The sequence below is a fragment of the Streptomyces sp. NPDC003027 genome, from assembly GCF_053591435.1.
Genome location: NZ_JBSFTU010000008.1, coordinates 25,612 through 45,186, shown reverse-complemented (window position 1 = coordinate 45,186; position 19,575 = coordinate 25,612). Strand labels below are relative to the sequence as shown.

Annotated in this window: 23 protein-coding genes; 10 read left to right on the top strand and 13 right to left on the bottom strand. The window is 70.6% G+C overall.

Annotated features, from left to right (window positions below):
• Window positions 1–68: 68 nt before the first annotated feature.
• Both ACWDX6_RS08705 and ACWDX6_RS08700 read right to left on the bottom strand, forming a co-directional pair.
• Entirely contained in the window at window positions 69–566 is a 498-nt protein-coding gene (locus ACWDX6_RS08705; RefSeq protein WP_451484216.1) for a MarR family winged helix-turn-helix transcriptional regulator, read from the bottom strand.
• An 82-nt stretch (window positions 567–648) separates the two neighbouring features.
• Window positions 649–1,593: an NADP-dependent oxidoreductase gene (locus tag ACWDX6_RS08700; protein ID WP_451484215.1), complete on the bottom strand. Its 945-nt coding sequence runs from the start codon at window positions 1,591–1,593 to the stop codon at window positions 649–651.
• A 155-nt stretch (window positions 1,594–1,748) separates the two neighbouring features.
• Between ACWDX6_RS08700 and ACWDX6_RS08695 the strand changes: the two genes are divergently transcribed.
• Window positions 1,749–3,269 (top strand): substrate-binding domain-containing protein, encoded by a 1,521-nt coding sequence (locus ACWDX6_RS08695; protein ID WP_451484214.1) that lies wholly within the window; start codon window positions 1,749–1,751, stop codon window positions 3,267–3,269.
• Between the two features lie 58 nt (window positions 3,270–3,327).
• Entirely contained in the window at window positions 3,328–5,307 is a 1,980-nt protein-coding gene (locus ACWDX6_RS08690; RefSeq protein ID WP_451484213.1) for a serine/threonine-protein kinase, read from the top strand.
• On the opposite strand, the gene ACWDX6_RS08685 is transcribed toward ACWDX6_RS08690, so the two are convergent.
• Complete coding sequence (locus ACWDX6_RS08685; protein ID WP_451484212.1) at window positions 5,295–6,284, bottom strand: LysR family transcriptional regulator; 990 nt, start codon at window positions 6,282–6,284, stop codon at window positions 5,295–5,297. The genes ACWDX6_RS08690 and ACWDX6_RS08685 overlap by 13 nt on opposite strands.
• Window positions 6,285–6,377: 93 nt before the next feature.
• Between ACWDX6_RS08685 and ACWDX6_RS08680 the strand changes: the two genes are divergently transcribed.
• Window positions 6,378–7,208 (top strand): oxidoreductase, encoded by an 831-nt coding sequence (locus ACWDX6_RS08680; RefSeq protein ID WP_451484211.1) that lies wholly within the window; start codon window positions 6,378–6,380, stop codon window positions 7,206–7,208.
• A gap of 80 nt (window positions 7,209–7,288) precedes the next feature.
• Here the strand turns inward: ACWDX6_RS08680 and ACWDX6_RS08675 are convergent, their stop codons facing one another.
• The 6 genes from ACWDX6_RS08675 to ACWDX6_RS08650 all read right to left on the bottom strand — a co-directional run bounded on the left by ACWDX6_RS08675 (window position 7,289) and on the right by ACWDX6_RS08650 (window position 9,771).
• Window positions 7,289–7,504, bottom strand: a complete 216-nt coding sequence (locus ACWDX6_RS08675; protein WP_451484210.1) for a type II toxin-antitoxin system HicA family toxin — start codon at window positions 7,502–7,504, stop codon at window positions 7,289–7,291.
• Window positions 7,504–7,746 carry a type II toxin-antitoxin system HicB family antitoxin gene (locus tag ACWDX6_RS08670; RefSeq protein WP_451484209.1) on the bottom strand — a complete coding sequence of 81 codons (243 nt, stop codon included), beginning with the start codon at window positions 7,744–7,746 and terminating at the stop codon, window positions 7,504–7,506. Before ACWDX6_RS08670 ends, ACWDX6_RS08675 begins: the two co-directional genes overlap by 1 nt.
• A gap of 132 nt (window positions 7,747–7,878) precedes the next feature.
• Complete coding sequence (locus tag ACWDX6_RS08665; RefSeq protein WP_451484208.1) at window positions 7,879–8,151, bottom strand: hypothetical protein; 273 nt, start codon at window positions 8,149–8,151, stop codon at window positions 7,879–7,881.
• On the bottom strand, window positions 8,151–8,474 hold the full coding sequence (locus tag ACWDX6_RS08660) for a hypothetical protein (protein WP_451484207.1): 324 nt from the start codon (window positions 8,472–8,474) through the stop codon (window positions 8,151–8,153). The genes ACWDX6_RS08665 and ACWDX6_RS08660 overlap by 1 nt, the downstream gene beginning before the upstream one ends.
• A gap of 243 nt (window positions 8,475–8,717) precedes the next feature.
• Window positions 8,718–8,906 carry a DUF397 domain-containing protein gene (locus ACWDX6_RS08655; protein WP_403293639.1) on the bottom strand — a complete coding sequence of 63 codons (189 nt, stop codon included), beginning with the start codon at window positions 8,904–8,906 and terminating at the stop codon, window positions 8,718–8,720.
• A 13-nt stretch (window positions 8,907–8,919) separates the two neighbouring features.
• Complete coding sequence (locus tag ACWDX6_RS08650; protein WP_451484206.1) at window positions 8,920–9,771, bottom strand: Scr1 family TA system antitoxin-like transcriptional regulator; 852 nt, start codon at window positions 9,769–9,771, stop codon at window positions 8,920–8,922.
• A gap of 185 nt (window positions 9,772–9,956) precedes the next feature.
• Between ACWDX6_RS08650 and ACWDX6_RS08645 the strand changes: the two genes are divergently transcribed.
• From ACWDX6_RS08645 to ACWDX6_RS08620, 6 genes are all read left to right on the top strand, one after another.
• On the top strand, window positions 9,957–10,130 hold the full coding sequence (locus ACWDX6_RS08645; protein ID WP_451484205.1) for a hypothetical protein: 174 nt from the start codon (window positions 9,957–9,959) through the stop codon (window positions 10,128–10,130).
• 181 nt (window positions 10,131–10,311) lie between these two features.
• Window positions 10,312–10,458 carry a hypothetical protein gene (locus ACWDX6_RS08640; protein WP_451484204.1) on the top strand — a complete coding sequence of 49 codons (147 nt, stop codon included), beginning with the start codon at window positions 10,312–10,314 and terminating at the stop codon, window positions 10,456–10,458.
• Between the two features lie 463 nt (window positions 10,459–10,921).
• Complete coding sequence (locus ACWDX6_RS08635) at window positions 10,922–11,353, top strand: hypothetical protein (protein ID WP_451484203.1); 432 nt, start codon at window positions 10,922–10,924, stop codon at window positions 11,351–11,353.
• A gap of 74 nt (window positions 11,354–11,427) precedes the next feature.
• Window positions 11,428–12,174 (top strand): ABC transporter ATP-binding protein, encoded by a 747-nt coding sequence (locus ACWDX6_RS08630; protein WP_451484202.1) that lies wholly within the window; start codon window positions 11,428–11,430, stop codon window positions 12,172–12,174.
• The gene (locus ACWDX6_RS08625; protein WP_451484201.1) at window positions 12,171–13,424 is read left to right on the top strand and encodes a DUF7224 domain-containing protein; all 1,254 of its coding nucleotides are present in this window, start codon (window positions 12,171–12,173) and stop codon (window positions 13,422–13,424) included. The genes ACWDX6_RS08630 and ACWDX6_RS08625 overlap by 4 nt, the downstream gene beginning before the upstream one ends.
• Window positions 13,421–13,990 carry a hypothetical protein gene (locus ACWDX6_RS08620; protein WP_451484200.1) on the top strand — a complete coding sequence of 190 codons (570 nt, stop codon included), beginning with the start codon at window positions 13,421–13,423 and terminating at the stop codon, window positions 13,988–13,990. The genes ACWDX6_RS08625 and ACWDX6_RS08620 overlap by 4 nt, the downstream gene beginning before the upstream one ends.
• A 126-nt stretch (window positions 13,991–14,116) precedes the next feature.
• On the opposite strand, the gene ACWDX6_RS08615 is transcribed toward ACWDX6_RS08620, so the two are convergent.
• The gene (locus ACWDX6_RS08615; protein WP_356888214.1) at window positions 14,117–15,400 is read right to left on the bottom strand and encodes an adenylosuccinate synthase; all 1,284 of its coding nucleotides are present in this window, start codon (window positions 15,398–15,400) and stop codon (window positions 14,117–14,119) included.
• A 142-nt stretch (window positions 15,401–15,542) separates the two neighbouring features.
• Between ACWDX6_RS08615 and ACWDX6_RS08610 the strand changes: the two genes are divergently transcribed.
• Complete coding sequence (locus ACWDX6_RS08610; RefSeq protein WP_451484199.1) at window positions 15,543–16,364, top strand: diacylglycerol kinase; 822 nt, start codon at window positions 15,543–15,545, stop codon at window positions 16,362–16,364.
• A gap of 10 nt (window positions 16,365–16,374) precedes the next feature.
• On the opposite strand, the gene ACWDX6_RS08605 is transcribed toward ACWDX6_RS08610, so the two are convergent.
• The 3 genes from ACWDX6_RS08605 to ACWDX6_RS08595 are packed head-to-tail and all read right to left on the bottom strand — an operon-like array spanning window position 16,375 to window position 19,562.
• Window positions 16,375–17,580: a cytochrome P450 gene (locus tag ACWDX6_RS08605; protein WP_451484198.1), complete on the bottom strand. Its 1,206-nt coding sequence runs from the start codon at window positions 17,578–17,580 to the stop codon at window positions 16,375–16,377.
• 18 nt (window positions 17,581–17,598) lie between these two features.
• Window positions 17,599–18,228 (bottom strand): response regulator, encoded by a 630-nt coding sequence (locus tag ACWDX6_RS08600; protein ID WP_451484330.1) that lies wholly within the window; start codon window positions 18,226–18,228, stop codon window positions 17,599–17,601.
• A gap of 26 nt (window positions 18,229–18,254) precedes the next feature.
• Entirely contained in the window at window positions 18,255–19,562 is a 1,308-nt protein-coding gene (locus ACWDX6_RS08595) for a sensor histidine kinase (RefSeq protein WP_451484197.1), read from the bottom strand.
• Between the last annotated feature and the right edge of the window lie 13 nt (window positions 19,563–19,575).

Genomic DNA, 19,575 nt, shown 5'->3' with positions numbered 1-19,575 from the left:
AGAAGCGCTTTTGGTCTGGACCTGTCAAGGTCTAGACCAGCTTTCGTGACACGCGTGGCCGGATGTGCTCAGCGGTGGAGCATCCGCTCCAACAGGCCTGTCAGCAGCGCGCGTTCGGCACGGGACAGCGGCTCGAGCAACTCGTCCTGGACCTCGGCGAGGATCCGGTCGAGGCGTTCGAGGTGCTCCCGGCCCCGCGCGGTGAGCGTGACGACGTTGCGGCGGCGGTCCTCCGGGTCGGGCGTGCGCTGGACGTGGCCGCGTTCGGCGAGTTCGTTGATGACGGCGACCAGGTCACTGCGGTAGATGGCGGTACGACGGCTCAGACCGGCCTGACTGGTCGGGCCGGACTCGTCGAGGGAGACGAGCACCGCGTAGTGCCACTTGCGGGCGTCCTCGCCCGCGAGACCGGCGCTGACGAGACGGTCCGCCCGCGCGGCGGTCAGGGCGAGCAGACGGCTCGGCAGCGCGCGAAGGCGGGCCGGGGTCTGCCGCTCGTCCGTCCCAGGGGCATCGTCCGTCTCTGGGGCATCGTCCCCGCCCTCTGCGGTCATGTCGCGACTCATGCCGCGCAGAGTACCCGTGGGTACCCGTGCTGTTAGTGGCCCGAACGAAGCCCGCGCGTACGCCCGGAGCCAGGGGCCCTTCTCAGATCAGCAGCACCAGCCGGCCCGGCCGGTGGCCCGCCTCCACCCTGCGGTGCGCCTCCGCCGCCTCTTCCAGCGGCATGACGTCCGCCACCCGGGTCATCAGCTTCCTGGCCGCCACCTGCTCCAGCATCTCCTTCAACCGCGCCTGGTCCGGCCTGCCCCGTACCGCCGAGACCGAGATGCCCCGCTCGGCGGCGGGCATCCGCTCCTGCGAGGCCGAGACGAAGACACCGTCGTCCTTCAGCGCCGACAGCAGCGGGACGCCGAGCAGCGCCGCGTCGAAGATGCCGTCCACGCGTTCGGGGAGGGACGTGAGCACTCCCGTGATCTCGGCCGGCGACGCGCCCCGGGGCACCGGCAGGACGTGCGCGGCGCCGAGCACACCGAGTTCGTACTCGTCGCCCGGGAGGCCGAGGGCGATCACCCGCAGGCCGTCGGCCACCGCGTGCTGCACCGCGAACCGCCCCACGACACCACTCGCACCCGTGATGAGCACGGTCGAACCCGAGGGGAGCCCCAGCTGGTCGATCGCCTGCCGGGCGGTCACGGAGGACAGCGGCAGCGACGCCGCCGCGGTGTAGTCCACGTCGTCCGGGATCGGGGCGAGCCACTCCGGCTCGACCAGGACGATCTCGGCGTACGTGCCCTGGCCGCCCGTCTCCGTCCAGGGCACGAACCCGGCCACGCGGGTTCCCGCCGGCATTCCGGGCGCCGGGTCGAGGAGGGTGCCCGCGAAGTCGGAGCCGAGGACGAACGGCGGAGCGAGGGCGCCGAGGGCGGCGGCCCGCGCGCCGGAGCGGATCTTCAGGTCCTCCTGGTTCACGGAGGCCGCCTTCAGACGCACCCGTACCCGGCCCGGGACGTCGCCGGGCTCCGGCTCGGGCCGGCGGGCGATCCTCAGGACCTCAGGACCGCCGTAGGCGGTCACTTCGACGACACGCATGGGGTTCCTCTCCGACGGCGCCCCCTCGTGGCCATTACACCCACGCTCCCCACCCCCAGCAACAGAAGCGCCGCCACCTGAAGGAAGGGAGAATTCCTGGTGGCGGCCCGCGACACCGCCCCTCGGGGCGCGGCAGCGTCCGTACCGTCGCGGCCATGGAGTGGATAACCGCAGAGAACGTCATCGCCGTGGTCACCGCGCTCATCGGTGTCCTCGTCTCGGCGGGTGTCGTCGCGTACGAACGCTTCATGCAGCGGGGCAGGCGGCTCGGCTACCGCGTGCAGCTCAACACACCCCTGCGCGACGGTGACCAGACCGTCGGCGACCTGACCGTGCGGGTCGGCGAGGTGGGGGGCACCGAGGGCTCCACCCTCGTCCTGCTCCGGATCGAGAACGACGGCCTGCGCGACATCAGCCACGCGGACTACGACCGGTCCGACGGCTTCGAGGGGCTGAAGGTCACCTTCGACGACAAGACCGTGCAGGCCGTCGTCGCCACCGTCCCGCACGCCTTCGAGCGGGTGAAACGCCACCTGGAGGCGGAGCCCGGACTGCGCAGGGAGGGCAACGCCGTCCTGATGCCCAAGGTGTCGCTGGGGCGCAAGCAGTACTTCAAGCTGCTCGTCCTGCTCTCCGGCCGGGTCGCCCTCGACGAGATCGAGCTCACCGGCACGCTCAAGGAGACCGACGTCCACCGCAACCACAGCCGGAGCGTGGACGACAGGACGCCGACGTTCAGCCCGGCGGCCCGCAACATCGCCCTCGTCCTCGCCGCCTGTGTGGTCACCCTCGCCGCGATCATCGTCCGCGACGAGACCCCGCCGCCCATGGGCTGCGCCCGGGGCACGCTCACCGTCACCGGATCGACCGCGTTCGCCCCCGTCGTACGGGACGTGGCGGAGAAGTACGAGCAGCAGTGCGAGGGCGCCACCGTCCTCGTGGACGCGCACGGCTCGACGGCGGGCATACGGGAGCTGGCCGCGGCCGGGGCCCGCGGCGGGGAGGGCTCCCCGGCCGTCATCGCGCTCTCCGACGGGCGCAAACCGGGCGGCTACCCGCAGCTGCGCGAGAGCATGGTCGCCGTCTCCCTCTTCACCCTCGTCCTCAACGACGAGGTGCCGGTCGAGAACCTCTCCCTCGACGACGTCCGCCGCCTCTACCGGGGCGAGATCACCGACTGGAGCCGGCTCGGCGGCCCCGCCCGGAGGGTCCTGCTGGTGAGCAGGGACGCCAACTCCGGGACACGGGAGGTCTTCCAGCGCCGGGTCCTCGGCCGCAACGAGCCCGCCAACTCCTCGCGCGACTGCGAGAACCAGGACGACCCGGAGGCGCCCGTCCTGCGCTGCGAACTCGACAGCACCGAGCAGGTGCTGTCGACGGTCGCCCGGCTGCCCGGAGCCATCGGCTACACCGAACTCCGCGCCGCGAGCGGCCTGAAGGGCCTGCACCGGGTCGCCATCGACGGCCGGGTGCCGAACGTGGACGAGATCGGCGAGTCGACGTACCCGTACCGGGAGATCGAGTACGCCTACACCTGGGGGCAGCCGCCGGCCGACTCGCTGACCGCCGGCTTCCTCACCTATCTGAGCCGGGGCGGCGGCCAGGACATCATCCGCACCCACGGCCACCTGCCGTGCGCCACGCCCAAGGGCCTGCGGATCTGCGGTGAGGAATGACCGGCGGCAGACCGCGGGGGCGAAAACCGGCCGGGGCCGTCTGGCATCCTCTTTCGACGTGGAGCCATTGAACGCGGAAGACCCGGTCAGCATCGGCCCGTTCCGCCTGCTCGGCCGTCTGGGGGTCGGGGGCATGGGCCGGGTGTTCCTGGCGCGTTCGGCCGGCGGCCGGACGGTCGCGGTGAAGGTCGTGCACGCGGAACTCGCCGCGCAGGAGGAGTTCCGGCGCCGGTTCGCCCGCGAGGTCGCCGCCCTGGAGCGGGTCGGCGGCACGGGGACGGCTCCGGTGCTCGGCTCGGACACGGCGGCCGAACCTCCCTGGGTCGCGATCGGCTACGTCCCCGGACCCTCGCTGCGGGAGGTCGTGGTCGAGCAGGCGGGGCCCCTGCCCGCCGCGAGCGTACGGGCGCTGGCGGCCGGGCTCGCCCGGGCGCTCACCCATGTGCACGCCGCCGGGCTCGTCCACCGCGATCTCAAGCCCTCCAACGTCCTGCTCACCGTCGACGGCCCGCAGATCATCGACTTCGGCATCGCGCGCGCCGTCGACACGGTCACCGACGGCGGGCTGACCAGCACCGGCGCGGTGGTCGGATCGCCCGGCTTCATGTCGCCCGAGCAGGTACGCGGAGAGAAGCTCACCCCGGCCTCGGACATCTTCTCGCTCGGCTCGGTCCTCGCCTACGCGGCGACGGGCCGCTCCCCGTTCGGTACGGCGGACAGCGGCGTCCACGCCACCATGTTCCGCATCGCCCACGACGAGCCGGACCTGACCGGCCTCGCGCCCGAACTCACCGGGCTCGTCCGGGCCTGTCTCGCCAAGGATCCGGACGGCCGGCCCGCGGCCACCGAGCTGGCCGGGACGATCACGGCCGCCGAACCCTGGCTCCCCGCCGACCTGCTGGCCCGCCTCGGCCGGCACGCGGCCCGGCTCCTGGAGACGGAGACATCGGCGGAGACGGCGGCCGGGACGTCGGCGGAGACATCGGCGGAGACATCGGCGGAGGCGGGCACGGAAGCCGGCACGGGGTCGGGCACGGAACCGGGTGCGGCCGGGACAGGGGCCACGGACGGCGGCGCCGTGCCCGTCGGCACCGGCTCCGCGGGCGACCCCACTCCCGTACCCGCTCCGAGGCCGCCGCGCCGCCGCCGCACCGGCCCGGTTCTCGCCGCCGCCACCGCGCTCGTCGTCGCCGCGGCGGCCTGCCTCACGTACGTCTTCTGGCCGGACCCGGCCACCGGTGCCGACGGGCAGAAGAACCGCGACCGGGGCGAGACCGGCGATGTCTCCGCCCGGCCGGCCGGCATCGTGCCGGCCGCGTTCCTCGGCGCCTGGGAGGGCGTGCTGCGGGGCTCGGCCGACCACCCCCGGGAGACCTCCCGGATCGAGATCGCCCAGGGCGCGGCGGGGGCGAAGAGCGTCGTCTACGTCCACGTCACCGAGGAGCGGCTGTGCATGGGGCGCTCCCGGCTGGTCTCCGCCGACGAGGACAAGGTCGTCCTCGGCGAGTCCAGCGTGACGACGAGCGCGCCCGCCCAGCGCTGTACCGCCGCCGCCCACCAGACCCTCACGCTGCGCTCGCCGGACGTCCTGGAGTGGAGCTCGGGGGCCGCGAAGGCCACGTTCCGCAAGGCGAAGGCCGGTACGGACGTCGTCCCGGCGGCGTTCGTCGGCGTCTGGAAGTCCGAACCGGACCCGCTGGTGTACGGGCCGAACGCCGACCGCTACACCGACGAGGTGACCGTCACCCAGGGCCCCGTCGGCGCCCCCCTCTTCCGTATCCAGCGCGGCTTCCCCCGCCTGGACGACGAGGGGAACGCGACGACCGACACGGTCAACTGCTCGTTCACGGCCCTGCTCGCCGGCGCCGGTACGCCGCTGATCATCGGCCCGGGGACCTCGGACCCGGACTCCTCGGACCGCGACTGCGAGCGGACCGGCCTGTCCGGATACGTGGCGGTGGACCGCTGGAAGGGCCGGGAGCGGCTGCTCCTCTACCCGATGACCGACGGGGAGCCGGGCGAGTACTACCGCCGCTGACGGTCAGCCGCCGAGGCGTACGCCTGCCCGGCGGCCGTCGGCGACCGGTGCCCGACCGTGCCGGTGCCGCCGCTCGTCCCGCCGTTGGCGCCGAGCGCGGCGGCGCGGGCGTAGTCGCGGACCAGCGCGCTGGGGTCGTCCGCGCGCCAGGCGAGGGCGAAGCGGCTCGGCGTCAGTCCGCGCACGGGGAGCGTGACGACACCGCCGCGTGTGAGCAGGGGCGCGTTGCCGGCGGCCACCAGACAGATGCCGAGGCCGTCGACGAGCGCCTCGTAGGTCTCGTCCGTACTGGCGATCTCACCCCCGACGACCGGGGGACGACCGTCCCGGGCGTCGATCGCCAGCCAGTGGTCGCGCAGTTCGGGTGTGCTCGCCGGCAGGGCGAGGAAGGGTTCGTCGAGCAGCTCGGTGAAGTCGACGCTCGCACGGCCGGCGAGCCGGTGCGTCTCGGGGAGGGCCACCAGCCGTGGCTCGGTGGCCACCACGATCCAGCGGAACCGTTCGGGAGCGGCGAGCGGCAGCCAGACGAACGCCACGTCGCTCGTTCCGTCGGCGAGGCCGGCGGTCGGGTCCTCCCAGCCCACCTGGCGCAGTTTCAGCCGGGCCTCGGGGCGCAGCTCGGTGAAGCGGGAGCGGATGGCGGGCAGCAGCCCGCCCCGGCCGGGACTCGTACTCATCCCGACGACGAGGGTGGCGCTCGCGGCCTCCCCGGCGCGCCGGGCCGCCGCCCACGCCTCGTCCCAGGCGGCGAGCACCGCGCGGGCGTGCGGCAGCAGGGCCGTACCGACGGCGGTGAGCCGCACGCCGTGCCGGTCGCGGTCGAACAGGGGTGCGCCGAGCTGCCGCTCCAGGACCCGGATCTGCTTGCTCACCGCCGGCTGGGAGACGAACAGCCGGTCGGCGGCCCGGGTGAAGTGGAGCTCCTCGGCCACGGCGACGAAGTACCGCAGCTCCCGTCCGTGCACGTCCATGGTCATGACCATGGGCTATCACGACAGATCTTGGACGCACAACGCCTTCGTGCCACAAGCTGGTTGAGCCACCGAGGGAACGAACGAGGGAGTACGGACATGAGCAGGGTCTGGCTGATCACGGGCGCCAACAGCGGCTTCGGGCGTGCCTTCGCCGAGGTGGCGATCGCCGCCGGTGACGTCGTCGTCGCCGCTGCCCGCCGCGTCGGGACGCTGGACGACCTGGTCGCCGCCCACCCCGACCAGGTCGACGCGGTCACCCTGGACGTCACGGACGGCGCGGCGATCGACAGGGTGGTCCGCGAGGTCGCCGAGCGGCACGGCCGGATCGACGTCCTGGTGAACAACGCCGGCCGTACGCACGTCGGTTCGGTCGAGGAGACCGGCGACGCCGAGCTGCGTTCCCTCTTCGATCTGCATGTCTTCGGCCCGGCGGCGCTGACCCGCGCCGTCCTGCCCCATATGCGGGCCCGCCGCTCGGGCGCGATCGTGCAGCTCAGCAGCGTCGGCGGACAGATGTCGATGGCCGGGTTCGGCGCCTACAGCGCCACGAAGTTCGCCCTGGAGGGCATGTCGGAGGCGCTGGCCGACGAGGTGCGCCCGCTCGGCATCGACGTCCTGATCGTGGAACCGGGCGCCTTCCGCACGAGCCTGTTCGGCAACCACACGATGAGCGAGGACGGCATCCCGGACTACGCGGAGTCGGTCGGTGCGACCCGCCGCTATGTGGAGACCGGCGGCGGCACGCAGGCCGGTGACCCGGCGAAGGCGGCGAAGGCGGTCCTGGCGGCACTGAACGCGGAGAGGACCCCCCTGCGTCTCGCGTTGGGCGACGACTCGATCGACACGATCCTGGGCCACCTGGACCAGGTGCGGTCGGACCTGGAGACCTGGGAGAAGGTCGGCCGCGACACGAAGCTGGACGCGTGAGGGAGCGGCAGGCGTGAGTGGGGCCCGTACCCCGGCTGGGGTACGGGCCCTCAGGCGCGGTCGCCCTCTCCGGCTGACGGTCACATGGCGTCGATGAGCTGCTCTGCGGTGACCCCGGCCTGACGCAGTACGTTCGCGAGAGTGCCGCGCGGCACCGGATTTCGATGCGGCACGACACACACGACGCTTCCGCGCCGCATGACGGTGTGCGACCCCTTGCCTGCCCTGCGGGTGAACCCCAACCGCTCCAGGGCCTTGATGAGCCGATCGGAAGAGATCTGCGGAAGCGGTGGCATCAGGCAGCGCTCACCGTCACGTCGACATCACCGGACCATGCGTCAGCCTGGCGGGCGGTGATCTCCGCGGCCTCCTCAGGTGACAGTTCCGCCAGATAGAGCTCAAGAGCCTCGGCGATCATCGTCTTGGCCTCGGCGAGGTCCTTGCCCCAGCTCGTCGTGCCGGTCACCGGTTCCAAGGCGTTGTAGCCGCCCTCGTCGGGCGTGTAGAGGATGTGGAAGGTGAGGTGCTGTTCAGGCATGCCGGTCTCCGTCGTGGTGAGGCGATGTCCGTGAGGGAGTGTAGGGGCGGCGCGACGAGAGGAGTGGCCGGCGCCGTTCCCGGGCTCCGCCGCTGAGGGGCGGGCCCGGGACTCGTACGGGGGGCTACGGCGCTACAGCCTCCATCCGCTCGTGGGTCCGAGAGCGGTCTTGCGGCAGTCCGGGGTCTGGGCGCGGGGCGTGGTCACCGGCTCGCCGTCGAGGGCGAAGCAGAGTTGCGCGTGCAGCATCTCGGCCTCGCCGGGGGTGAGCCGGAGGGCGACGTCCGTGTCGAACCGGCCGTCGCGCTGGAGCCAGAGCGGGATGGAGAGGCTGCCGTCGGCGTCACGGAGTACGGGCTTGCTGGGGACCCGGCTGATCCTGAGCCCGGACGCAGAAGTGTCCATCAGACGGTCCCCCCGACCCCGACGAGCCGCCCGTGGATGACCCAGGGCCCGACGTCGATCCCGTCCAGCGCCAGGGCGAGGGCGGTACGGCGGGCCCGCTGCTCGTGAGCCAGCAGGTACGGCCGCACGAGGGGGCCGCCGGGGTCGATGACAGGGGCGTCGGCGCCTGCCGCCGCGCGGTTCGGGGCGGGGACGAGGAGGGGACCGGTACGACGGACGACCAGGCACCGGCCGGTCGTCGTACGGGTGCCGCTTGATGCGGTGGGCGGGGCGAGGAGCCGGGCGAGGGTTCGCCACAGGGCGGACCGGATACGGTGGTTCATGCTGACGCTCCTGGTAAGCGTTGGCCATGCCCCGGGGGTGCCGTTAACACCTCCGGGGCTTTTGCATGCCCGCAACCCGGCACACTGCGCCGCGAGTTGGGGAGCACTACGAGAACCGTAGCCCCACATGAGGCTTGAGACAACATGTTGCGTCTACTTACCGTCATCGGAATATGCCAGAGCGTGAGCGCACGCAGAAGCCCCCCACCTGCGACCAGATGAGGGGCCCGACAGAGGCGGCGGCTACACGAGATCGTCGAACTCGCCCGCCTTCACGCCCTCCAGGAAGGCCCGGAGCTTCTCCCGCGAGGTCGTCACCACCACGTCCGGCTGGTCACTCTCCCTCACCAGGATGTCGCCGTTGAGTGACGCGAGTTCGAGGCAGTTGCCGGTGTCTGTCGAGAACGATGCCTTACGCCACTGGATGTCCATGGGTCTCACGCCTTCATAGTTGCTGTGCCATGTCGCGGATGAAGTCCAGAGAGCGGTCCGGACTGAGAGCACGCTGCTCTATGCGATCCAGCACCGCACGGTAGTTCACGAGATGCGTCTCCGCGTGAAGGAATGCCTGACCGGTGGGAACGTCGATCTGCACGGTGTCGAGTGCGGGGACCGGCCCATGGGCGTAGAGGGTCGAGCTTCCCGCGTGGGCGAACCCGCCGGCGGCGAACGGCACCACCCGGAGCGTGACGTTGCCGCGCTCGGACTGCTTCAGCAGGTGGTCCAACTGCGTGGCGAGTACGGTCCGATGGCCGAACCACATCCGCAGTGCGGTCTCGTGGATCACGAACGTGCACTCCGGCGGCTGCGGCCGGTCGAGGACCTCGCTGCGCCTGGCCCGGAAGGCGACGAGCCTCTCCAGGCTCTCCGGCGACAGGGCCGGCACCGCCTCCTGGAAGACGGCGCGGATGTAGTCCTTGTGCTGGAGAAGCCCCGGCATGTGCGTGATCTGCACGGAGCGGAGGGCGACCGCGTGGTGCTCCATCTCGGCGAGGTCGAGCAGCGCCGGGCTGAGGGAAGTTCGGTACTCGTCCCACCAGTACGTGCCGCGCTCCCTGGCCATCTCCGCGAGGGCGTCGACGTACCGAGCGTCGGGGCACGAGTAGTTGGCGGCCCACACGCGCACGCGGTCGCTGCTGACACCGGACCGCGCGGACTCGGTGTTGCTGACCGTGGTCCGGTCGGTGCGGTGCAGCACGGCGGCTTCGTTGATCGACAGGCCCACGTGCTCCCGCATCTTGCGAAGCTCCGCCCCCAGCCGTCGCTGCCGCTCCGTCGGCGGCTTCCTCGCAGCCATCGCCTCCCCCTCTCCTCCACCCGCGGGGCGCCCGCCCCCTCAGCGAACTCGTCGCCTCGGACGTACGGTAACGCTCGACCTACGCAACGCCTCCGACGCGCGCCTTACCGCTGAACAGATCGTCCGCCTATTGACTGCACTAGTTGTAGCGTTTGCGCAGGTCAAGTGACCGTTCGGCGGAGTGGGTGCCGGTCACCAGCCCCGCTGGAACACTTGTCGGGCGCTTCTGGGCCGGCATCGCACGCCACCACCCCGGCATCAAGCCCTCTCTTCTGCTGCCGCCCGACGTCGTGGCCACCGGGAAGCGACGCATGAACATCAAGACCAGAACCGTCACCGGCGCTGATGTCATCAAGTAGACAGTGGAGCTGCCCCAGCTAACCGCCAAGCCTGATCTGCTGACCGTCCGCTTCCTCTACCTCTACATCGCCCTGTGGACCACCGAGGATTCGGCCCAGTGGGGTCAGTGGGCCGCGCCCTGCTCCATCAAGGCCGCCGAGGCGGACGTCAAACGGGAGTCCCGGCGAACCAAGTCACGGGATGGACCAGCGCACCCGCGACCGATTTCCGGTTCTGGCCACTCTGGTACGGCATATCTACGACCAGCGCAAAACCGCCGCCAGCCAGCCGACCACAGCCGCGCAGGCGGAGTACGGCGAAGCATTCGCGCTGGACGGCGAACAGTGACGAAGGGCCCCACGGGCAAACCCGGCCGAAAGGGCATCACCGGAGATGTTCTGGAGCTGGGGCTGCCATCGAAGTCCTGCGGTACACCGGAACCGCGCCGAGGGACGATCACTCTTGGTACGCCTAGTTTTACGCTGATCGCCGGACGGGGAGCTCCAGATCTTCAACCCACGGGCAGAACGCACCGTGGAACGGAGCTGCCGAGAGCGGGCCCGTTGAGCGCGGACCATTCCCATCGGCCTTGAACGTGACATATTCGTCGTCACCATAGTGGAATTACCCCGAAGTCATGCTAAGGGCCGCCCTTTCAGACTCCAGCCTTCCCGTAATGACTCCTGACATATTCGGCCAGTGCAGCGACGATGAGTCAAACCAGCGACCGAAACACTAGAAGCGATTGATCACGCGTTGATCGCGTACATAAAGTCCTCGTCGTCCACACCAACCAACCCGAGGACGACACATGAGATCCACACGTCTGATCGCCCTTCGTGAGCCCGCTCGCCGAATAGGCACCGTTACGCTTGGCGCCGCGGCCGTGCTCGGCATCCTCACCGCGCCCGCCCAGGCCGCGAGCTGGTCCAGCTACCTGTCGGGAGTCGGTCCGGGATACGAATCCCGCCGCTGGTACGACTCGGGCGGCACCACCACGATCAAGTTCACTGGATGCGACAACGACGGCAACATCTCGTCCACCAGCGTCGTGCTCCGCAAGGACACCGTCGGGCCCGACCCGTACTACACGAAGGCCAATTTCACGAACTGTCACGCCAGCGCCACGTCCACGTCGACAGGTACGTGGTCCGACCACGGCTCCGGCGACTACTACTTCGCCGTCAACGACTCTCTTACAGGCGTCCGGCTCTGGGTCAAGTCCCTTACCGTCTCCTACTAACGACCCTGTTCGTCCGCCCCTCTGTCCTGTGGGCGTGGGGCCGGACGAGCCTCTCCGGCGCCGAGGTACCACCCATGCCCTTGCACTACCAGTCCTGCACCTTCCGTTACCCCCGGACATCACGACCCGTCCTCGACCGGCTCGATCTGGAGTTCTCGCCGGGGCACACCGTCCTTCTCGGACCGAACGGCGCGGGCAAGAGCACTCTGCTCTCCCTCGGCGCCAGCGCCGCGACGCCGCAGTCGGGACTCGTCCGCTACGGAAGGCTAGACCCGTCCAATCGCAGGCAGGTGCGGGGCTACCGGCACAAGGTGTCCTGGCTGCCGCAACGGCCTGGATTCCTGCCCGGACTGACATGCAGAGAGCATGTGGCGTACGTCGGCTGGCTCAAGGGCATGCGTGAGCGTGACGCCTGGCACACGGCGCCGGAGGCGATCGAACGAGTCGGGCTTACTGACAAGATCAACAGTAAGATCAAGACGTTGTCCGGTGGCCAGCAGCAGCGGATCGCTATAGCGCAAGCGCTCGTCCATGACGCCGAGTTGCTGCTCCTCGATGAACCCACCGTAGGGCTGGACCCGCACCAGCGGCGCCGGTTCCTGGACTTGTTGATTTCGCTGCGTGGCACGGTCCATGTGATCGTCTCCACCCACGACATCGGCGACCTCGACCAGGCTTTCGACGAGGTTGTGGTCCTCGAAGCAGGTAGGCCGAGGTTCAAGGGAGCGGTTGAGGAGTTTGCCGCCCACGCCCAACCGGGCTGCGCGCCCGGCCGACTTCTGGAAAGCGCCTACGCGTCGCTGCTGGAGGCGACCGAATGATCACCTGGGCGAATCTCCGGGCCTCGGCTGTACCGTGGCTGGCCCTGCCCGCCTTGTTCTACGTCGGTCTGTACATCGACGATGTCACCTACACCAAGCCGTCGGGATACGGGGTGGAGTCCGGTGAACTGGCCGCTTTCGCCATGGCGATCATCGCCCCGGCGGTGGCCGGGGCCGCGGCATGGGAAGCGGGCCGCCACCGCATTCTGGGCGCTATGCGGATCACCAGCGCACGCAGCGGCCCGCAACAGCTCTTGCGGGCCGCCGGGCCAGTCCTGATCTTGCATCTCGTGCTCATCGCTGCGGCGCTCCTGATGGCCCGCCGAGCGGTGGGTGTCTGGCCCGGCGATGCTGGATGGCTTGCTGTGGCGCACCTGGTCGTGCTTCCCCTCGGCTGGCTGATCATCGGCTGGTGTCTCGGGCTTATCCTCCCCAGAAGCATTGCCGCCCCCGTCGTCGGGATCGGCTGCTGGGCTTGGCTGTCCATGCCACACGCGATGGCCAACCCCTACCTTCGCCACCTGGGTGGTTTCATCGACGGGACATCGACCGTCACCGATGTTCGCGAGCCCGCCGTGTTTGCAGTGCCCTGGCTCGTTGTCGCCGGTCTCGCCCTCGCCTTCTGGTTCTTGACCAAGATGCGCGAACGTCCCTGGATCGCAGCTGTGAGCGTGCTCGTAATGGCAGCCACCTTCGTCACCGGCCGCGCGCTGGTGATCGACTGGGGCTACCAACCCCCGACCAGCCCCCGCAGTGTCGCCATGGCCTGTACCGGTCAGGCGCCGAGGGTATGCGTGCCACCGGAGTACAAGCCTTACGCCGAAAAGTTGCGCCGGGATGCGCTGGCTCCGATCGACCGGCTGAAGGCCGCCGGGATAATCGCCCCGCGAGAGCTGCGCCTCGCCTCCTCGAAGATCGCTGTCAAGCCTGGCACGTGGCCGCTGTACTGGTCGCTCCCTCCCAAACATGGCGGGGACGACCGCGACCAGTACACCTCAGGTCTGGCGGAGTCGGCAGTGACTGGGGCGGCTGCGCTCGCTGGCGTGACCGACTGCCGACAGCCGGGCTCTCCCGCCGCAGCCTGGGCCGCCCTGGTAATCGGAGTCGACGAAGAATCCATACGGCGGGGGACGCTCGACACGGACTGGGCGGCGCTCCAAAAAATCCGCCACCTTCCGGCCGAACGACAGGCCGCCTGGTTCAACGAGACGGCCGCGAGCCAAAAGCACTGCGTCCGGATCGTTTCATGAACCGCTACGTCATCACCGTTCGCCGCTGGTGGACCGTTCCCATCGCGCTCGCCCTGCTCATCTTGGCCTGCGGCACGGTGGGGACGGCTGAAGTTCCTGTTCCCAGCATGACCGGCGGTATGGCCGGCGCCCGCCTCGCCTACTTCACCCCGGTCCTCCTGGTCCTCGCCGTCATGTACTGCCTGGAACGACGTCTACACGAAGCAGAGAGCACAGCGGTGGTCCCCATCCGCAGCTTCGACCAGGGTGCCGTCGTCCTCACCGTGGTGCTTGCACACGTGGCGGGGCTGATGACGGGCATGGACGTTGCCCGCAACGCCACTCTGCTCCTCGCCCTTGCCCTCCTCACACGACGCCTCGCCAATGAGGCGATGGGGGCAGCGGCAGGGCTGCTGTTCCTCATCCTCAACCTCGTCCTCGGCCGCGCCTATCAACCCGGTGGCCACGCGTCGCACACCTGGTGGGCCCTTGCGCTGTACCCGGCCGGAAGCGTAGCCGCGTGGCTGGTGACAATTGCCCTGTTTGCCCTCGCGCTGAAGCTGTCCGAGACAAGACACCGGGGGTAACTCAGACCCGGCGCCGCTCTGCGCCCGTGTGCTCGCGTGCGCCGCCCTCCCACATTCACCCGCCCGCCGTTTCGCACGGAAGCCGGTGAGGAGACCCCACCGGCTTCCGTGGCCACCCGCCACCTGTCAGAGGAACGAGTTGATCTCGATCGTCTCGGTGCGGCCGGGGCCGACGCCGATCGCGGAGATCGGCGCGCCCGACATCTCCTCCAGGGCCTTCACGTACGCCTGCGCGTTCTTCGGCAGGTCCGCGAAGGTCTGGGCCTTGGAGATGTCCTCGGTCCAGCCCGGCAGCATCTCGTAGATCGGCTTCGCGTGGTGGAAGTCCGTCTGCGAGTACGGCAGCTCCTCGACGCGCTTGCCGTCGATCTCGTACGCGACGCAGACCGGGATCTGCTCCCAGCCCGTCAACACGTCGAGCTTGGTGAGGAAGAAGTCGGTCAGGCCGTTGACGCGGGTGGCGTACCGGGCGATGACCGCGTCGAACCAGCCGCAGCGGCGGTCACGGCCGGTGGTGACACCGCGCTCGCCGCCGATGCGGCGCAGCGCCTCGCCGTCCTCGTCGAACAGCTCCGTCGGGAACGGACCGGCGCCGACACGGGTCGTGTACGCCTTGAGGATGCCGATGACCCGGCTGATCTTCGTCGGGCCCACGCCGGCGCCGGTGCAGGCGCCGCCCGCCGTCGGGTTCGAGGAGGTGACGAAGGGGTACGTGCCGTGGTCGACGTCCAGGAGCGTGCCCTGGCCGCCCTCGAAGAGCACGACCTTGTCGTCGTCCAGCGCCTGGTTCAGGATCAGGGTGGTGTCGGCGACGAAGGGCTTGATCTGCTCCGCGTACTGGAGCATCTCCTCGACGATCTGCGCGGCGTCGATCGCGCGACGGTTGTAGAGCTTGGCGAGGAGCTGGTTCTTGCCCTCCAGCGCCGCCTCGACCTTCTGGGTCAGGATCGACTCGTCGTAGAGGTCCTGGACCCGGATGCCGACGCGGTTGATCTTGTCGGCGTAGGTCGGGCCGATGCCCCGACCGGTGGTGCCGATCTTGCGCTTCCCGAGGAACCGTTCCGTCACCTTGTCGAGGGTGACGTTGTACGGCGTGATGAGATGCGCGTTTCCGCTGATGAGGAGCTTGGACGTGTCGACGCCGCGCTCGTTCAGCCCGCTCAGCTCGGAGAGCAGGACCGCCGGATCGACGACGACACCGTTTCCGATCACCGGGGTGCACCCCGGGGAGAGGATTCCGGAAGGGAGAAGATGCAGCGCGTACTTCTGGTCGCCTACGACGACGGTGTGGCCGGCATTGTTGCCGCCCTGGTAACGCACCACATAGTCAACGGATCCACCGAGGAGGTCGGTGGCCTTTCCCTTGCCCTCGTCACCCCACTGAGCACCGAGCAGCACAAGTGCGGGCACAGGCGTACACCCCTTCCGGGCGGGGCATGTCAAGGTCAGCGGGCTTCCGCCGCCTCACCGGTGTGCCCCGGAATAGACGAAGCCCCTGGCGCAATAGCGCAAGGGGCTCTTGCACAAAGATGCTACCCGAGGAAGGACCGAGGTGTCGGCTCACGACCAGCTGCTGGTGGTCATCGACCCGGTCGCCCGCCGAAGTGACGGCGAGTCCGTACGGATCGCGAAAGATGTGCTGTGTGCGGGAGCGGAAGCGAAGATCTGCCTGCCGGACACCCCGGAGGAATTCTTCCGGGCCCTGGCGCGGCGGGGGTCGCGCCGCCCTGTGGTGATAGGGGACGACCGTGCGCTGCTACGCACCGTGACGTTTCTGCACCGGGAGCGTGAGCTCGCGGACGGGATGCTCGCCCTCGTTCCGATCGGTGCTCCCGGTTCCCTCGAAGTGACGCACGCCCTCGGCGTGCCGCAGAGCGCGGTGGCGGCGGCCCGCGCGGTCCTGGACGGGGCGGTACGCCGTCTGGACCTGCTGGTCGACGACAGCGACGGGGTCGTCCTCGGCGACCTGGACGTGCCCGCCGTGCCGGGCGACTCCCTCACCTTCGCCCCGCCCTCCGTCTGGGACACCTGCCGCTCCCTGGTCCGCACGCTGGTGCGCCCCTCCCCCGCGCAGCTGGCGGTGCGCACCCACCGCCTGCGGGTGGAGGCGGACGGCGTCCTGCTCAGCGACGTGGACGCGCCGGTGGAGGGGGTGACGGTCCGCTCGCTGGGCGGAGTGGCGGATGTCACGGTGCGCCCTCCTTCCGGACCCGCCGTCCACGCGCGCGCCCGCACCCTCACCGTCTCCGGCCCGGACTTCCGCTACCGGGCCGATCGCGTGGTGTCGGGACCGGTCCGCCGCCGGACCTGGGCGGTCCGCCCGGAGGCGTGGGGACTGGTCCTGCCGAAGGCGGCAACCCGCGCAGGGGGCTGATCCCGGCGGGTCACACCTCCACCAGGAGCTCGTGGAACCCCCGGATCACGTAACCCGGCTTCCAGCGCGGCTCCGCCACCGCCCGAAGCCGTGGTGCCCGGCGCAGCAGCTCCGCGAAGACCGCCGTCAGCTCCAGTCGCGCCAGCGGGGCGCCCAGGCAGTAGTGGATGCCCGCGCCGAAGGTGATGTGCGGATTGTCGGCCCGGCGCAGGTCCAGTTCGTCGGCCGTGGCGCCGAAGCGCGCCGGATCGCGGTTGGCCGAGCCGAAGAGAAGGGCGACCTCCGAGCCGCGCGGGATCACCTGACCGCCGATCTCGATGTCGTCGAGGACCCAGCGCTCGAACATCTGCAGCGGCGTGTCGTACCGCAGCAGTTCCTCCACGGCTGTGGACGACATCCCCTCGGGGTCGGCCCGCAGCGCCGCCAGCTGCTCGGGGTGCCGCAGCAGCGTCCACCAGCCGTTCACGGTCGTGTTGACCGTCGCCTCGTGCCCGGCGTTGAGCAGCAGCACGCACGTGGAGACCATCTCCTGTTCGGAGAGCTCCTCCACCGCCACAAGGCCCGAGATCAGGTCGTCGCCCGGCTCCTTCCGCCGCCGGGCGATCAGCTCCCTCAGATACGCCGAGAACTCGAGCGACGCCCGCACCGCCCGCCGCGCCGTCTCCTGCGACGGGTTCAGCTCGAACATCCCGCAGATGTCCGCCGACCACGGCCGCAGCCGGCCCCGCTCCTCCTCGTCGTCCGGGATCCCCAGCATCTCCGCGATCACGGCCACCGGCAGCGGCTCCGCCACCTCCGCGAGCAGGTCCCCGCCGCCCCGGTCCACCAGGCCGCCGACAAGAGCGGCCGCCAGCCGCCGTACCGCCGGCTCCAGACGCTCCACCGTCCTCGGCGTGAACGCCCTCGACACCAGCCGCCGGATCCTCGTGTGGTCCCCGGCCTCCAGGTCGAGCAGACCGTGGTCGTTCAGGGTGTGGAACGGCTCGTACGCCGCCGGCGGCGCCTCGCGGCCGAACTCCTCGTGCGTGAAGCGGTGCGTGTACGTGCGGCCCAGGCGCCGGTCCCGCAGCAGCGCCGACACGTCCTCGTGGTGCGGGATCAGCCACTGCCGGGTCGGCGCGTACCAGTGCGCGCGGCCCCGGGCCCGCAGCTCGGCGTAGGCGGGGTACGGGTCGGCGACGAAGGCGGGGGACCAGGGGTCGAAGGCAGCGTCCATGGGCGGACGCTACCCGCGTCACCCGCCGGCCCGCACCAGTCCCGCCTCGTACGCGAAGACCGCCGCCTGCGTCCGGTCCCGCAGCCCCAGCTTCACCAGGATCCGGCTGACATGCGTCTTGATCGTCGACTCGGCCACCACCAGATGGTCCGCGATCTCGGCGTTCGACAGGCCCTGGGCGATCAGCACCAGGACCTCGGTCTCCCGCTCGGTCAACTCGCCGACCCGCGACAACGCCGGCGGCCTGGGCGTCTCGGCCGCCTTCGCGAACTCGGTGATCAGCCGTTTCGTGACGGTCGGCGCCAGCAGCGCCTCGCCGGCGGCCACCACCCGTACCCCGTCGGCCAGCTGCCGTGCCGACGCGTCCTTCAGCAGGAAGCCCGAGGCTCCCGCGCGCAGCGCCTGGTACACGTACTCGTCGAGGTCGAAGGTCGTCAGGACCAGCACCTTCGCGTCCGCGTCCGCCGCCACGATCTCGCGCGTCGCGTCGATGCCGTTCAGCTCCGGCATCCGGATGTCCATCAGGACCACGTCCGGGCGCAGGGCCGCCACCTGCGCGATCGCCTCCCGGCCGTTGACGGCCTCGCCGACGACCTCGATGTCCGGCATGGCGCCGAGCAGCACCGAGAAGCCCTCGCGGACCATCATCTGGTCGTCGACGATCAGTACGCGGATCACTGTTCGGTCCCCTCTCGCGTCACGGGGATGAACGCCGTCACCTCGTAGCCGCCGTCCTCGGTCGGCTCGGCCGTCATCTCGCCGTCGAGCATGGTCACACGCTCCCGCATGCCGGTGATGCCGTGCCCCGCACCCGGCGAGGCTTTCACCAGGCCGCGCGCCGGGCCGTTGACGATCCGCAGGCCGAGCCCGCCGAGGACATAGCTGACCTCGACCTTCGCCGCCGCGCCGGGCGCGTGCCGCAGGACGTTGCTCAGCGCCTCCTGGATGATCCGGTACGCGGAGAGCTCGACGCCCTGCGGAAGCTCCCGCACCGCGCCCGTGACCGTCTTCTCGATGTCGAGCCCGGCGTCGCGGACGTTGGCGACCAGCCCTTCCAGGTCGGCGAGGGTGGGCTGCGGGGCGTCGGGGGCCTCGTAGTCCTCCGCCCGTACGACTCCGAGGACGCGCCGCAGCTCCGTGAGGGCCGCGACCGCGTTCTCGCGGATGGTGACGAACGCCTGCTCCAGCTCCGGCGGCGGGTTCTCCACCCGGTAGGGGGCGGCCTCGGCCTGGATGGCGACCACCGACATGTGGTGGGCGACGACGTCGTGCAGCTCGCGGGCGATGGTGGTGCGCTCCTCCAGGAGGGTGCGGCGGGAGCGCTCGTGGGCCGTCACGGTCTGCTGGGCGGTGACCTCCTCCTCGGCCTGGCGGCGGACCTGGAGAACGGTCACGACGAGCAGGGCGAGCGCGGCGACGAAGAGGAGCTGCGGCGCGTCGGAGCCGTCGCCGATCCCGAGGAAGAACTCGACGAGGACCGCGTATCCGCAGGTCAGCGCCCACATCCAGGCCGCGGTGCGGGGCCGGGTGCGGGCGGCGACCACCGTCAGGACGATGACGTGCGCGGCGAAGGAGTTCGGCGCCCAGGGCCAGCCGTCGCCGGAATCACCCATGTACCCGAGGAAGGGGGTGGAGGCGAGCGAGGCCCAGAAGGCGAGGACCGGGCGGACCAGGGTGAGCAGCACGATCACCGCGGGCAGGAAGGCGTACACCACCATCAGGGGAGGCGCGGACCCGTCGGCGACCGTCGCGCCGATCAGGAAGACGAAGAAGGCGCAGACGGCTACGGCCGCGTGCGGGGCCCACGCCATCCGGCTCCGTATCCGCTCCGGAAGCCGCCGGAGCAGCCGTCCGTCCGGCGGCGCCGGCAGCAGCGGCCGGTAGGCGAAGGCGTCGTTGAAGAGGTCCTCGCGCAGCCCGCCGAGTGCGCCCTGGGCCAGGCGGAACTCGGGGCTGCGGCTCGTTTCACGGGTCTCGGTCACGCCGCCAACGGTA

Excerpts from the sequence above, each read along its gene's own strand:
- ACWDX6_RS08705 (WP_451484216.1), bottom strand. The coding sequence starts at position 566 with ATGAGTCGCGACATGACCGCAGAGGGCGGGGACGATGCCCCAGAGACG.
- ACWDX6_RS08700 (WP_451484215.1), bottom strand. The coding sequence starts at position 1,593 with ATGCGTGTCGTCGAAGTGACCGCCTACGGCGGTCCTGAGGTCCTGAGG.
- ACWDX6_RS08695 (WP_451484214.1), top strand. The coding sequence starts at position 1,749 with ATGGAGTGGATAACCGCAGAGAACGTCATCGCCGTGGTCACCGCGCTC.
- ACWDX6_RS08685 (WP_451484212.1), bottom strand. The coding sequence starts at position 6,284 with ATGACCATGGACGTGCACGGACGGGAGCTGCGGTACTTCGTCGCCGTG.
- ACWDX6_RS08680 (WP_451484211.1), top strand. The coding sequence starts at position 6,378 with ATGAGCAGGGTCTGGCTGATCACGGGCGCCAACAGCGGCTTCGGGCGT.
- ACWDX6_RS08675 (WP_451484210.1), bottom strand. The coding sequence starts at position 7,504 with ATGCCACCGCTTCCGCAGATCTCTTCCGATCGGCTCATCAAGGCCCTG.
- ACWDX6_RS08670 (WP_451484209.1), bottom strand. The coding sequence starts at position 7,746 with ATGCCTGAACAGCACCTCACCTTCCACATCCTCTACACGCCCGACGAG.
- ACWDX6_RS08665 (WP_451484208.1), bottom strand. The coding sequence starts at position 8,151 with ATGGACACTTCTGCGTCCGGGCTCAGGATCAGCCGGGTCCCCAGCAAG.
- ACWDX6_RS08660 (WP_451484207.1), bottom strand. The coding sequence starts at position 8,474 with ATGAACCACCGTATCCGGTCCGCCCTGTGGCGAACCCTCGCCCGGCTC.
- ACWDX6_RS08655 (WP_403293639.1), bottom strand. The coding sequence starts at position 8,906 with ATGGACATCCAGTGGCGTAAGGCATCGTTCTCGACAGACACCGGCAAC.
- ACWDX6_RS08650 (WP_451484206.1), bottom strand. The coding sequence starts at position 9,771 with ATGGCTGCGAGGAAGCCGCCGACGGAGCGGCAGCGACGGCTGGGGGCG.
- ACWDX6_RS08640 (WP_451484204.1), top strand. The coding sequence starts at position 10,312 with ATGGACCAGCGCACCCGCGACCGATTTCCGGTTCTGGCCACTCTGGTA.
- ACWDX6_RS08635 (WP_451484203.1), top strand. The coding sequence starts at position 10,922 with ATGAGATCCACACGTCTGATCGCCCTTCGTGAGCCCGCTCGCCGAATA.
- ACWDX6_RS08630 (WP_451484202.1), top strand. The coding sequence starts at position 11,428 with ATGCCCTTGCACTACCAGTCCTGCACCTTCCGTTACCCCCGGACATCA.
- ACWDX6_RS08625 (WP_451484201.1), top strand. The coding sequence starts at position 12,171 with ATGATCACCTGGGCGAATCTCCGGGCCTCGGCTGTACCGTGGCTGGCC.
- ACWDX6_RS08620 (WP_451484200.1), top strand. The coding sequence starts at position 13,421 with ATGAACCGCTACGTCATCACCGTTCGCCGCTGGTGGACCGTTCCCATC.
- ACWDX6_RS08605 (WP_451484198.1), bottom strand. The coding sequence starts at position 17,580 with ATGGACGCTGCCTTCGACCCCTGGTCCCCCGCCTTCGTCGCCGACCCG.
- ACWDX6_RS08600 (WP_451484330.1), bottom strand. The coding sequence starts at position 18,228 with ATGATGGTCCGCGAGGGCTTCTCGGTGCTGCTCGGCGCCATGCCGGAC.